The sequence below is a fragment of the Sinorhizobium fredii NGR234 genome (genome assembly GCF_000018545.1).
GTDB classification, from domain to species: domain Bacteria; phylum Pseudomonadota; class Alphaproteobacteria; order Rhizobiales; family Rhizobiaceae; genus Sinorhizobium; species Sinorhizobium fredii_A.
In genome coordinates, this window is the sequence record NC_012586.1 from 1,351,216 (window position 1) to 1,364,122 (window position 12,907).

The 12,907-nt window shown below is 62.0% G+C and carries 9 protein-coding genes; 8 read left to right on the top strand and 1 reads right to left on the bottom strand.

Translation table 11 applies throughout. The annotated features are described in order from the left end of the window. The first annotated feature begins 543 nt into the window (after window positions 1-543). The 4 genes from NGR_RS06475 to NGR_RS06490 all read left to right on the top strand — a co-directional run bounded on the left by NGR_RS06475 (window position 544) and on the right by NGR_RS06490 (window position 5,429). On the top strand, window positions 544-1,983 hold the full coding sequence (locus NGR_RS06475) for a DUF4214 domain-containing protein (protein ID WP_015887451.1): 1,440 nt from the start codon (window positions 544-546) through the stop codon (window positions 1,981-1,983). Window positions 1,984-2,242: 259 nt separating this feature from the next. After that, window positions 2,243-3,103 carry a tyrosine-type recombinase/integrase gene (locus NGR_RS06480; RefSeq protein ID WP_012708196.1) on the top strand — a complete coding sequence of 287 codons (861 nt, stop codon included), beginning with the start codon at window positions 2,243-2,245 and terminating at the stop codon, window positions 3,101-3,103. A 12-nt stretch (window positions 3,104-3,115) separates the two neighbouring features. Continuing rightward, complete coding sequence (locus tag NGR_RS06485; protein WP_015886711.1) at window positions 3,116-4,294, top strand: IS91 family transposase; 1,179 nt, start codon at window positions 3,116-3,118, stop codon at window positions 4,292-4,294. 400 nt (window positions 4,295-4,694) lie between these two features. After that, the gene (locus tag NGR_RS06490) at window positions 4,695-5,429 is read left to right on the top strand and encodes an IS5 family transposase (RefSeq protein ID WP_015887452.1); all 735 of its coding nucleotides are present in this window, start codon (window positions 4,695-4,697) and stop codon (window positions 5,427-5,429) included. 13 nt (window positions 5,430-5,442) lie between these two features. Here NGR_RS06490 and htpG read toward each other — a convergent pair whose 3' ends face one another. Then, complete coding sequence (gene htpG, locus NGR_RS06495) at window positions 5,443-7,326, bottom strand: molecular chaperone HtpG (RefSeq protein WP_015887453.1); 1,884 nt, start codon at window positions 7,324-7,326, stop codon at window positions 5,443-5,445. Window positions 7,327-7,716: 390 nt separating this feature from the next. Between htpG and NGR_RS06500 the strand changes: the two genes are divergently transcribed. From NGR_RS06500 to fabI, 4 genes are read left to right on the top strand one after another with little or no spacing between them, the layout of a single operon-like run. After that, window positions 7,717-9,918, top strand: a complete 2,202-nt coding sequence (locus NGR_RS06500; protein ID WP_015887454.1) for a DUF3141 domain-containing protein — start codon at window positions 7,717-7,719, stop codon at window positions 9,916-9,918. A 24-nt stretch (window positions 9,919-9,942) separates the two neighbouring features. Beyond that, window positions 9,943-10,899: a phosphate acetyltransferase gene (locus NGR_RS06505; protein WP_015887455.1), complete on the top strand. Its 957-nt coding sequence runs from the start codon at window positions 9,943-9,945 to the stop codon at window positions 10,897-10,899. A 4-nt stretch (window positions 10,900-10,903) separates the two neighbouring features. Further along, on the top strand, window positions 10,904-12,088 hold the full coding sequence (locus NGR_RS06510; protein ID WP_015887456.1) for an acetate/propionate family kinase: 1,185 nt from the start codon (window positions 10,904-10,906) through the stop codon (window positions 12,086-12,088). 18 nt (window positions 12,089-12,106) lie between these two features. Beyond that, window positions 12,107-12,892, top strand: a complete 786-nt coding sequence (fabI, locus tag NGR_RS06515; RefSeq protein WP_015887457.1) for an enoyl-ACP reductase FabI — start codon at window positions 12,107-12,109, stop codon at window positions 12,890-12,892. The last annotated feature ends 15 nt before the right edge of the window (window positions 12,893-12,907 follow it).

Consider the following 12,907-nt stretch of genomic DNA (forward strand, 5'->3'; position numbering starts at 1 on the left):
GTTTCAGGTTTTTGGAGCAGCCGTGATAACCGTATCCCAACCGCCGTGAGGCAACCGAGAAGGCAAACTTCTCCCTGCCGGGGGGGTGCTAAAGATGAGCAGGGCGCACGAGCGGCTGCAGTTTTGCCCTGCGGACGCTACAGACGACCGGCTGGACGCCGTTTGTCAGCGGCTACTACCAGGCTGGGAGCAGCAGAGCCGTCAAATCTCCGGAATGGGAGCATTACCCCAATCCGCTCTGACATTGAGCAAAGCGTAAGGTCTGAAGGCACGTTTTCCAACGTTCACCAGAAACCATCTCGGCTTCTTTTTCGCCCGATAATCCGTTTCAATTCGGCTGCCGAGATGGGTCGACGAATGCCCGCCTCAATGTGATGAGCGTGTAGCTCGGCGCCACTAATTCAAACAGCGGGACATGCCGACAGATAGGGGCATACGACCATCGAAAGGGGTAGCGAAGTCGGCCGGTTCCTCAATTTCGGCGAATTGCCGTCGCTGTCGAGGAGCGGCATGGTCCGAACATCGCTGTAAAGGGGTTCGCCTATGTTTACTCGGCTGACGATCGGAACGGTTTGTCTGTTGGCCACGACCGCCTCCGCCTCCGCGGACATTCTCTGGGGTGTCAACGGCCATCCAATCACTGCCTATCCCGGCATCGGAATTGAGCGACAACTCGATTTCCTCAAGGATCTTGGGATGAAATCCTACCGGATAAACATCTCTGATGCGGGTAGGGCGTCGGACCTTGCCGTCCTTGTGAAGGAAGGAAAGGAGCGCGGCATAGATATTCTTCCGGTGATCATTCCTGGTGATATAGACCTCGACAAAGAGAGTGCCGAAGAGCTCTACGACAAGGCTCACGAACTCGCCGTCACGCTCGGTTCCCAGTTTAAGGATGACATACGCGTCTGGGAATTGGGGAACGAGATGGAAAATTATGCAATCATCAAACCCTGCGAAAAGCGCGACGATGGCAGCCAATATCCCTGCGAATGGGGACCTGCCGGCGGAGTTGGCTCTCTCGAATACTATGGTCCGCGCTGGGCAAAGGTAAGCGCGGTTTTAAAGGGTCTGTCAGATGGCATGACTGCGGTCGACCCCCAAATCCGCAAGGCGATCGGTACGGCAGGCTGGGGGCACGTCGGTGCCTTTGAACGGATGCGGCAGGACGGGATCAAGTGGGATGTCTCCGTCTGGCATATGTATGGCGAAGATCCCGAATGGGCGCTTAAGAAGCTCGCAGAGTACGGTCAGCCAATATGGGTCACCGAATTCAACAATCCCTACGGAAGCCAGCGCAGCGAACAGCAGCAGGCCGAAGGTCTGAAGCAGGCGATGATGCGCTTGAAGGAGTTGCAGGGGGAATACAAGGTCGAGGCCGCGCACGTTTACGAACTTCTGGACGAGACCTATTGGGCCCCCAGCTTCGAGGCCTACATGGGCCTGATAAGACTGATTGCGAAGAGTGACGGCGGCTGGATAATAGGGGAGCCCAAACCGGCATACATTGCCGTCAGGGAGTTCATCCGAGGACAACGCCCTACGCCGCGCCCTCGGAGAGACTGCGATCCAGCGCAGAGCGGGATTTCTACCCCCCTGTCTGTCCGACAGGCGAGTTTTGCCTTCTGTCTTGTGCTGGGCCGAAAGGGCGATACGGAAACCATGAAGCGTTGGGTGGAGGCATTGGAGAGTGACGAGACAAACGTCACGACAATGATGCTCACATTGATGCGATCCGACGAGTTCAACCGACGCTATGCAGCCTTTGGTCTGACTGACCGCGCCTATGTCGGTTTTCTCTATCAACTGCTCCTGGGCCGCCCGGCCGACGAATACGGTCTCGATACCTACGCCAAGCATCTTAGCGGAGGCACAATGACGCGGGAGCATGTGGCCTTGGGCATCATACTATCGAGCGAATTTCAGTCCAAATATGCAGCCAATCTCGACGTCAATAGCGTCACTTCGCTACCGCCCGGCTAAGGCAGGACGTAACCATATCGCCACGAGGCGCTGACTTTGGGTCGATTCGACCCAAAATTGTGAACGTGATCGATTTCAATAAGTTGAGGCGCGGAACGTCGGCGGAAAAATCGCCCACTCTCCATCATCCTCTAGGAAGTGTGGACTCTTGGGATTGAACGAAGCCGCTGACGCGGCATTTGGGGCATCTGATTTGCATGGTGTGCCCCTGTTTTGAAGGATTGGGCTGTTTGGCCCAACCTTTGAACAGGAGAGTATCATGAGTGAGATGAGCCCGCTGCGGCGACGGATGATCGAGGACATGACGATCCGCAATTTGTCGCCGGCGACGCAGCGATCGTATTTGCATGCAGTGACGAAGTTTTCGCGCTATTTCGGTCGGTCGCCGGACCGGTTGGGGCTGGAGGATGTGCGTGCCTTTCAGGTGCATCTGGTGTCGTCGGGGCTATCATGGCCGGCCTTGAACCAGACGGTTTGCGCCCTTCGCTTCTTCTTCGGCGTCACGCTTGGACATGCGGAGATACCGGAGCGCATTGCCTATGCCCGAACGCCCGCCAAGTTGCCGACGATATTGAACGGCGATGAGATCGTGCGGTTTTTGGAAGCGGTCCCGAGCCTGAAGACACGAACGGCGCTGACGACGGCTTATGCGGCTGGTTTGCGCGCCACCGAGACGGTCAGTCTCAAGGTCAGCAACATCGACGGCGAGCGCGGCGTCATCCGCATCGAGCATGGCAAAGGCGGCAAGGACCGCAACGTGATGCTGTCGGCGCAGTTGCTTCATATCCTTCGGGTCTATTGGAAGCTGGTGCGACCGCAGGTCTGGTTGTTTCCGGGACGTGACGAGAGCAAACCCATCGATGTCCAGGTTCTGCATTCTGCCTGCCGTTCGGCACGTGCCGCAGCCGGCATCGACAAGCGGATATCGGTGCACACGTTGCGCCACAGCTTTGCCACCCATCTCTTGGAGAGCGGCACCGACATTCGTATCATCCAGGTCCTGCTCGGCCACAACAATCTGTCGACCACGGCGCGTTACACGAAAGTGTCCAACACACTCATCCGCGCCACGACCAGTCCGCTCGACCGGCTGACGCTGGAGGTGGTGCCGACAGGCTGAGGACATTCCGCCATGGCGGCGGGATTGGAGGTGGCGGACATTTTTCGCCGCCACGGGGAAGGATATCGTCAATCGCATGACACGCATCTCGGGCGGGTTGAGCGCCGGGTGATGAGCGCGGTCGAGATGTGTCGGACCGCGCGGCTGGGCGGCCATGTCCAGCAATGCCGGGATTGTGAGGCGCTCCGCATCGCCTACAATTCCTGCCGTAACCGGCATTGCCCAAAGTGTCAGGGACAGGCCAGCCGCGATTGGCTTGCCGCCCGGCAGGCCGACCTGCTGCCGGTCAGCTATTTCCACGTCGTCTTCACCGTGCCGCAAGCGATCGCCGCGATTGCCTTCCAGAACAAGCAGGTGGTCTATGCTGTCCTGTTTCGCGCCGTCGCCGAGACACTCCGCAGACTTGCCGCTGACCCCAGACATCTGGGTGCTGAACTCGGCTTTATCGCCGTGCTGCATTCCTGGGGGCAGAACCTCCATTATCACCCACACATCCACTGCATCGTGCCGGGCGGCGGATTGTCGTTCGATCAAACCCGCTGGGTGGCTTGTCGGAGGAACTTCTTCCTGCCCGTGCGGGTGCTGTCGCGCCTGTTCCGGCGACTGTTTCTCGAATACCTGAAGCAGGCTCATGACGAAGGCCAGCTTCAGTTCTTCGGCAGCATCGCGAGCCTGGCCGATCCAGCTGCATTCACGCGCATGATCAGAGAAGCGCGGCGCGTCAATTGGATCGTCTATGCCAAGCCGCCCTTTGCCGGACCCCAACAGGTGCTGGCCTATCTCGGCCGCTACACCCATCGCATCGCCATCTCCAATTCCCGCCTCGTCAGCATGGATGGTGGTCAGGTCACATTCCGCTGGAAGGATTATCGCAGGGGTGGCAGGCAGAAGCGGATGACGCTCGATGCCCACGAGTTCATTCGTCGCTTCCTGCTGCATACGGTTCCGGACGGCTTCCATCGCATCCGTCACTTTGGCTTGCTTGCCAACGGACAGCGGCAGCAGAAGCTGGAGGCATGCCGCAATCTCCTCAATGTCCCGCAGCCGGAAGAGCCGGTCGAAGACCTGGATACGGTCGAGGCCCCGCCATTTGCACACCGCTGTCCCTGTTGCGGCGGAAGGATGAACATCCTCGGCACCTGGAAGCCGCGTCAACCAGCCTGTCGACCAGCATGGAACGATAGCTCATGACCCTATCAGACCTGGCATCACTCCAACAATCAACGTCGGCAGATCGAAGGGCCGCGAGCGAATGGCTTTGGCCAAGCATGCCGGCGCAACACAAAACGCAGCATCGCCGAAGCCTCGTTCGGCACAGATCAACCAAAAACACCGCCAGACACATCTCAATTGGCGACAAGAACCTTCTTCTCAGCCGCTCTTCCAGCCCCGCCTGGGCTCGCCCCAGCCAAACGCCATCCACCGCTTCGGTTAAATCCCCATAGTGCCAAACAACCCGCGCCTTCGCTCAATCCGGCTTCAATGAGGTCCGATCAGCGAATGCTGCATCCAAAGCGGCCGGACCTCACAGAACCCTCCAGATTCCCAAGGCTGCGCAAATCAGATTCAAGACTGTCTTTTGGAGGCAGTCATGGGTGTTTTGGATCGTCTGATCCTTCGGGACGAGCAGTGGGAGCGGATATCGCATCACATCATTGGTGACGAGCGCACGCGCGGTTCGTCGGGCCGTGACAACCGCATGTTCGTCGAAGCGGTGCTTTGGATTGTGCGGACCGGTTCGCCCTGGCGTGACCTGCCGGAAGTGTTCGGCGAATGGAACAGTGTCTTCCGCCGCTTCAGCCGTTGGAGCCAGAAGGGCATCTGGTGGCGCATCTTCGCGGCGATGTCGGACGACCCTGACTTCGAATACCTGATCGTCGATTCCACCATCGTCCGCGCCCATCAGCACGATCAAGCCCTTGGCCGTTCACGCGGCGGCTTGAGCACCAAGATCCACATGGCTGTGCGTGGTCTCGGCTGCCCGGTCCGCTTCACCCTTACCGCAGGCCAGAAAGGCGATGCGCCGCAAGCCGATGCCCTGATCGCGGGCCTACCCGCAGACGTCGTCATGGCCGACACCGCCTATGACAGCGATCGTCTGCGCAAGGCCATCGCCGACAAGGGTGCTGTGGCGGTGATCCCAAACAACCCGTCCCGCGCGCAAAAACACCCGCTGGACAAGCACCTCTATGCCCAGCGGCACCTGATCGAGTGCTGCTTCGCCAAACTCAAGCAGTTCCGAAGGGTCGCCACCCGCTTCGAAAAAACTGCCAGAAACTACCGCGCCGTCGTCACTATCGCAGCTATCGTGCTATGGATCAGATAAGTGTCCACACTTCCTAATGCTTCAAGGCCCGCCCGAACACACGCGAGAGTCGCTCGGCAAAGGCGCGCGCGTCCTCGGGTTTGTCGCCGTCGAGAACACGGGCTTGGTCGAAAAGCAGCTTGACCGCGTCTTCGCGGAAGGTGTTGTCCTCCGCCGGGCAAGCGGCGAGTGACGCGATCAGCGCGTGGCCGGGATTGATCTCGAGCACCGGCTTGGCCGCGCCCTCATTGCGTCCGGCCCCCTGCAGCATCTTCTGAAGCTGGCGATCGGGGCCGTGCTCGGGGGCGACCAGGCACACGGCGCTTTCGGTCAGTCGGTCGGAGGTCCTGACGTCGGAGACTGCATCGCCGAGCGTCGCCTTGGCGAAGGTCACGAACTCAGCCACTGCCGGGCTCGTCTCGGACGCGGCGGCGTCGGAGTTCTGTTTGGCGATGCCGGCGAGATCCGCCGCACCCTGGGTGATCGACTTGAAGGGCTTGCCCTCGAAATCCGGCGCCGTCGTCACCCAGAAACTGTCAACCGGGTCGGTCAGGAGCAGCACTTCGATGCCGCGGGCGCGGAACCCCTCGAGCTGGGGTGAGGCCTGCAACTGGGCGAGATTGTCGCCGGTCAGGTAGTAGATCGCCGACTGGCCGTCCTTCATCTCTTTGACGTAGTTGCTAAGCCCGCGCGGCGTGTCGTCGGAAGCGGTTCGGAAACGGGCAAGGGCAAGGAGCTGGATGCGCCGCTCGAAGTCTTCGTAGATGCCCTCCTTGATGACGCTGCCGAAGTTCTCCCAAAGCTTGGCGAAGCTCTCCGGCTCGCTTTCCGCGAGCTTTTCAATGCTCGTCAGCACGCGGTTCGTCAGGCCCTTGCGGATGCTCGCAAGCAGCGGGCTTTCCTGGATCATCTCGCGCGAGACGTTGAGCGGCAGATCGGCGGTGTCGACAAGGCCGCGCACGAAACGCAGATAGCGCGGCAGCAATTCTGCCTCGTCGGTGATGAAAACGCGCTTCACATAGAGCTTCATCCGGCCCCTGCGGTCCGGATCGAATAGGTCGAAGGGCTTGGAGCCGGGCACGAAGGCGAGCGCCGTATATTCGTGACGGCCCTCGGCGCGGAAATGGATGGTCAGCGCCGGCTCGTCATACTGGCCGGCCACGCCGCGGTAAAAGTCCGTGTAGTCTTCCTTGGAAATTTCGCTCTTCTGCTTGGTCCAGAGCGCAGTGCCGTCGGCAACCTGCACAGTTTCGGCGCCGGGTTTTTCGACGATCGAGATCGGCACGGGGACGTGGCCGGAGTGGTCCTTGACGATGCGCTCGACCGTCCAGCGCGCGGTATAGGTTTTTGCGTCGTCCATCAGATGGAGAGTGATGCGGGTGCCGCGGGCCGGCGCATCGGCAAGATCGGCGGTGGAAACGGTGTAGCTACCCTTGCCGTCCGATGCCCAATGCCAGGCCGTGTCGGAGCCGGCACGGCGAGAGACGACGTCGACATTGTCGGCGACCATGAAGGCCGAATAGAAGCCTACACCGAACTGGCCGATGAGCTGCGCACCGTCCTTGCCCTGTGCCGCCTCGATCCGCTCCATGAAGGCCCGCGTTCCGGACCGGGCGATGGTGCCGAGCGATTCGACCAGCTCGTCGCGGCTCATGCCGATGCCGTTGTCCTCGACGATGAGGCGGGCGTTTTCCTCATCCAGGGTGAGCGTGATGCGCGGCGCGGGGTCGCTGCCGAGCAGTTGCGGCGCGACGATCGCTTCATAGCGCAGCTTCTCGCAGGCGTCCGCCGCGTTCGAAATCAGTTCGCGGAGAAAGACGTTCTTGTCGGAGTAGACCGAGTGCACCATCAGATGCAGCAATTTCGCCACATCGGCTTCGAAGACATGTTTCTCGACGGACATTTCGACTTCACTCATCGCGGTGCGAACCTCCTTGGTTTTTGCCCCAATTGGCAAGAGCCGCGATGAATTTCAAGGGCCACCTTGCGGGGCTACCGTTTCAGTGCAATGCTACCGTCTCGAAAGCGTCACGTCGCGACGCCATCCTTAGGTGCGCTCGAAACCGAGATGGGTTCGAGAGGGACTGGAATACGGCAGTTCGTTCGCATGGAATGACAAATCGCCGTAACACGCAACTGATACACTCTTCCAATTCGTGAGGCGGCGAAGCTTCGCGGCCTTCAATGCTGGATATGTCGCGGCCCTGCCGCCCACCTTCTTTGACGCAGATCAACGCTCGACAAAGAGCGTTAGCCTATTTGCAGACCACAATGGGACCGACCTTCGCTCAGCCGAGGAGTGGACATCATGCCCAAGCAATCCACCATCCCGACATTCGCAGATGCCTTCGCCTATTCGCTCGATGCCTGGCAGCGCTCCATCCTGTTTCTCGACGTCATGCGCCAGCGCGGCGAGCAGTACGACGAGCACACGGCGCAGACTGCTCCGCACGTGCTGGACTACGACGCGGAACTCGTCGTCGACGGCCGCAAGCTTGATAAACCGGTCAACTACGCGCTCGCCCGGATAATCCCGCTCGCGGGCATCGCAGTCGATCCGCTGAAAAGGCCCTTCGTCGTCGTCGACCCGCGCGCCGGCCACGGACCCGGAATCGGTGGCTTCAAGGCCGATAGCGAGATTGGCGTAGCGATGAAGGCCGGCCACCCGTGCTATCTTATCGGCTTTCTTCCAGAACCGATTCCCGGTCAGACGATCGAGGATATCGCCGGTGCCGAAGCGATCTTCCTCCAGACGGTCATCGCCCGCCATCCCGATGCCGACGGCAAGCCCTGCGTGGTCGGCAACTGCCAGGCCGGCTGGGCCGTGATGATCCTCGCGGCCCTGCGCCCGGAGCTCTTCGGCCCGATCATCATCGCCGGCACACCGCTTTCCTATTGGGCGGGGGTGAGAGGCCAATACCCGATGCGCTATTCGGGCGGATTGCTCGGCGGTAGCTGGCTGACGGCGCTCACCAGCGATCTCGGCGCCGGCATATTCGACGGCGCCTGGCTGGTGCAGAATTTCGAGAACCAGAACCCCGCCAATACGCTTTGGACCAAGCAATACAATCTCTATTCGAACATAGACACGGAGGCGGGGCGCTATCTCGGTTTCGAGCGCTGGTGGGGCGGACATGTGACGTTGAACGCTGAGGAGATGCAGTTCATCGTCGACGAACTCTTCGTCGGCAACAAGCTCGCGGCCGGTGAGATCCGCACCTCCGACGGCACCGCCATCGACCTGCGCAACATTCACTCGCCGATCGTCGTCTTTTGCTCGAAGGGCGACAACATCACGCCGCCGCCGCAGGCACTCGATTGGATCCTCGACCTCTACGACAGCGTCGACGAAATCCGCGCCCATGGCCAGACCATCGTCTACGCCGTGCATGACAAGATTGGCCATCTCGGCATTTTCGTCTCGGCCGGCGTCGCTCGGAAGGAACACGACGAGTTCGCGTCCAACATCGATCTGATCGATGTGCTACCGCCCGGCCTCTACGAAGCGGTGCTTGAACCTGCGCGCGAGGTCGTCGAGGGCAGGGACCTGGTCGCCGGCGAGTGGGTGATGCGCTGCGAAGCGCGAACGCTCGACGACATCCGCGCCCTGGGCGGCAACGATATCGACGATGAGCGTCGCTTCGCGACCGCGGCGAAGCTTTCGGAGGTCAACCTGGCGCTCTACCGAACCTATTTGCAGCCGGCGGTCAAGGCCGCGGTGACGCCGCCGATCGCTGAGGCGATGCGCCGCATGCATCCGCTGCGCTTGCAATACGAGATCTTCGGTCCGAGCAATCCCCTCATGGCCTGGATAGAGGCGGCCGCCGAGCATGCCCGTGAAAACCGCAAGCCGACCGCCGCCGAGAACCCCTTCCTGGCGCTGCAGGAAAACATGTCGCGGCAGATCGTCGACGGGCTGGAGGCATGGCGCCGGACCGTGGAACACCTTTCCGAGGAGACCTTCCGCGCCGTCTATGGCGCGCCCGTGCTGCAGACTGCACTGGGAATCGACAGTAAGTCCGACCGACCGCGCAAACCGGCAAAAAGCCATCTGCACGAAGAACTCGTGAAATCACGGATCGCTTCGCTCAGGGCCGAGATAGCGCAGGGCGGTCTCCGCGAGGCCCTTGCGAGAGCCCTGCTGTTCGTCGGGAAGGCGCGCGGCGGTGCTGACGAACGGGGCTTCGAGGCGATCCGCCGGCTGCGCCGCGCCCATCCAACCGCAAGCCAGTTGACGCTCCCTGAGTTCAAGGCGCTGCTGCGCAAGCAGTATTTCATACTGTTGATCGACGAGGAGGCGGCGCTTTCGGCAATTCCGAAACTGCTGCCGGAGGACCTCGAGGAACGCCGCTCCGGCTTCAATGCCCTGCGGGAGGTCCTGCAGGCATCGGGAGCCGTGACCGGCGACGCCGCCGAGCGCTTGCAGCGCATCGAGAGGCTCTTTGGCCTCGAAAGCGAGGCGGTGCCGTTCGTCGCGCGCAAGACGGCGCGCGAGCGCAGGACATCCTGATCGAGAAGCAAAGGAGGTTCGGCAGTGTCCGAGGTGACCACATTGGCGGCTCAGCCGTCCAAGTACGACCGCCTGATCGCTGCCGCGCAGGCCGAAACGCCGGCGGTAACGATCGTTGCCCATCCCTGTGACGAAACCTCGTTGCGCGGCGCGCTCGAAGCGGCTGAAATGGGGCTCGTCAAGCCGGTGCTGGTGGGGCCCGAAGCGAAGATCCGCTATGTGGCGGCCGAGCACCGGCTCGAGATTGGTGGCCGGGAGATCGTCGATGTCCCGCACAGCCATGCCGCGGCGGCGAAGGCGGTCGCGCTCATTCGCGAGGGCAGGGGCGAGCTTCTGATGAAGGGCAGCCTGCACACCGACGAACTGATGCACGAGGTCGCCGCTTCGGCCACGGGTCTCAGGACCGATCGGCGGATCAGCCACGTCTTCGTCATGGACGTCCCCGGCCACGCAGAGACGCTCTTCATCACCGACGCAGCCATCAACATCTTCCCGGATCTCGAAGCCAAGCGCGACATCGTGCAGAACGCGATCGATCTCTGGGTGACGATCGGGCTCGGAGAGCCACGGGTCGCAATCGTTTCGGCGGTGGAGACGGTCACGGCCAAGATCCCCTCGACGATCGAAGCGGCGGCGCTCTGCAAGATGGCCGAGCGCGGCCAGATCACCGGCGGCCTCATCGACGGACCGCTCGCCTTCGACAATGCGGTCGATCCGGAGGCAGCCCGCATCAAGGGGATCACATCACCGGTGGCCGGCCATGCGCAGATCATCGTGGTGCCGGATCTGGAGGCCGGCAACATGCTCGCCAAGAACCTGACCTTCCTTTCCCATGCCGACGCGGCCGGCATCGTTCTCGGCGCACGCGTGCCGATCGTGCTGACGTCGCGGGCGGACTCGGTCAGAACGCGTCTCGCTTCCTGCGCGGTCGCGGCGCTCTACGCGGCCCGGCGCCGCGCGGCGCAAGTGGCGGCGGTCTGACATCATGGACGCGCTCCTCGTCGTCAATGCCGGTTCCTCCAGCCTGAAGTTCCAGGTCTTCGGGATTGTCGCGGCTGGTCTGGCGCGCCAGGTCCGGGGCCAGATCGGCGGCATCGGTACGCGACCGCGCCTGCAGGCAAAGGGTGCGGAGGGAACCGTGCTCGTCGACCAGAGCTACGCCGCGGAAGCCGTTCGCGATCTTCCGGCCGCCATTGCGGCAGCACGAGAATGGCTGCTGACACTCGACGGATTGGAGCTGCGGGCGATCGGCCATCGCGTCGTTCACGGCGGGCCGGACTATGCGCAGCCTGTGCTGATCGACGCGACGGTGCTGGACCGTCTCGCCAGCTACCAGGACCTGGCACCGCTGCACCAGCCTAACAATCTGGCGCCGATCCGGCTTGCCATGGAAATCAATCCCGACGTGCCGCAGGTCGCCTGTTTCGATACGGCCTTTCATCGGGGCCATGCCGAACACACCGATTGCTACGCCCTGCCGCGCACTTTCTATGATCAGGGTATCCGTCGCTACGGCTTCCATGGACTTTCCTACGAATACATCGCGGAGCGATTGCGCGAGATCGCCCCGGGGGCAGCCGGCGGCAAGGTTATCGTCGCGCATCTTGGCAGCGGCGCGTCGATGTGCGCGCTTAGCGACGGCCGCAGCATCGAGAGCACCATGGGCTTCACGGCGCTTGATGGCCTGCCGATGGGAACGCGGCCGGGCCAACTCGACCCGGGTGTCGTGCTCTATCTCATCTCGGAGAAAGGCATGAGTGCCGATGCCGTCTCGGACCTTCTCTACCACGACGCCGGTCTCAAGGGTCTCTCCGGAATCTCGAACGACATGCGCGAACTTCTGGCAAGCGACGATCCGCGCGCCGCTTTCGCAATCGCCCATTTCGTCCATCGCTGCATGCTCAACGCCGGCATGTTGGCCGCGGCGCTCGGCGGTCTCGACGCCTTTGTGTTCACGGCCGGCGTCGGCGAAAATTCCGCGCCGATCCGCGCCCGCATCGCCGAAGGGCTCGCATGGCTTGGCGCGGAGCTCGACCCGACCGCCAATGATGCCGGCGGCCCGCTTATTTCAACCGCGACGAGCCGCGTTGCACTTCACGTCATCCCGACCGACGAGGAACTGATGATCGCGCGCCATACACTGGCGCTGATCAGCACCCATCACGCCTGATCCGCCGGAGGCAACCCCATGTCCCTACCCACCGTCAAGGCCAAACTGCTTGAAGGCCGCAAGGGCCTCATTGTCGGCATCGCCAACAACCGCTCGATCGCCTGGGGCTGCGCCCGCGCTTTCCGCGCCTTCGGGGCCGAACTGGCGATCACGTATCTGAACGACAAGGCGAAGCCCTATGTGGAGCCGCTGGCGGGCGAACTCGAGGCGGCGATCTTCCTGCCGTTGGACGCCGCCGTGCCCGGCCAGATGGAGGCGGTCTTCGAGCGCATCGCGGAGACCTGGGGAGAGCTTGACTTCGTCGTCCACTCGATCGCCTTTTCGCCGAAGGAAGCGCTCGGTGGCCGGGTGACCGACGTTCCGCGCGAGGGCTTCCTGAAGACGATGGATATCTCCTGCTGGTCCTTCATCCGCATGGCGCAGCTCGCCGAACCGCTGATGAAGCGTGGCGGGACGCTCTTTACGATGACCTATCACGGCTCGCAGGTCGTGGTGGAGAACTATAACATCATGGGTGTTGCGAAGGCCGCGCTCGAGAGCGCGGTGCGCTACATCGCAGCCGAACTCGGACCGAAGGGCATCCGGGTGCACGCGATCTCACCCGGCGCGCTTGCGACCCGTGCCGCCTCCGGCATCCCCGAGTTCGATGCGTTGCTGGAAAAGACCAAAGTGAAATCGCCGACGCGCGAACTCGTCGACATCGACGACGTCGGTGTCGCGACGGCCTTTCTCGCGCACGACGCGGCGCGGCTGATCACCGGCCAGGTTCTCTACGTCGACGGTGGCTATCACATCATCGATTGATGGCGCTGGCCGAGG

Coding starts and splice junctions, on each gene's coding strand:
- NGR_RS06475 (WP_015887451.1), top strand. CDS start 544: ATGTTTACTCGGCTGACGATCGGAACGGTTTGTCTGTTGGCCACGACC.
- NGR_RS06480 (WP_012708196.1), top strand. CDS start 2,243: ATGAGTGAGATGAGCCCGCTGCGGCGACGGATGATCGAGGACATGACG.
- NGR_RS06485 (WP_015886711.1), top strand. CDS start 3,116: ATGGCGGCGGGATTGGAGGTGGCGGACATTTTTCGCCGCCACGGGGAA.
- NGR_RS06490 (WP_015887452.1), top strand. CDS start 4,695: ATGGGTGTTTTGGATCGTCTGATCCTTCGGGACGAGCAGTGGGAGCGG.
- htpG (WP_015887453.1), bottom strand. CDS start 7,326: ATGAGTGAAGTCGAAATGTCCGTCGAGAAACATGTCTTCGAAGCCGAT.
- NGR_RS06500 (WP_015887454.1), top strand. CDS start 7,717: ATGCCCAAGCAATCCACCATCCCGACATTCGCAGATGCCTTCGCCTAT.
- NGR_RS06510 (WP_015887456.1), top strand. CDS start 10,904: ATGGACGCGCTCCTCGTCGTCAATGCCGGTTCCTCCAGCCTGAAGTTC.
- fabI (WP_015887457.1), top strand. CDS start 12,107: ATGTCCCTACCCACCGTCAAGGCCAAACTGCTTGAAGGCCGCAAGGGC.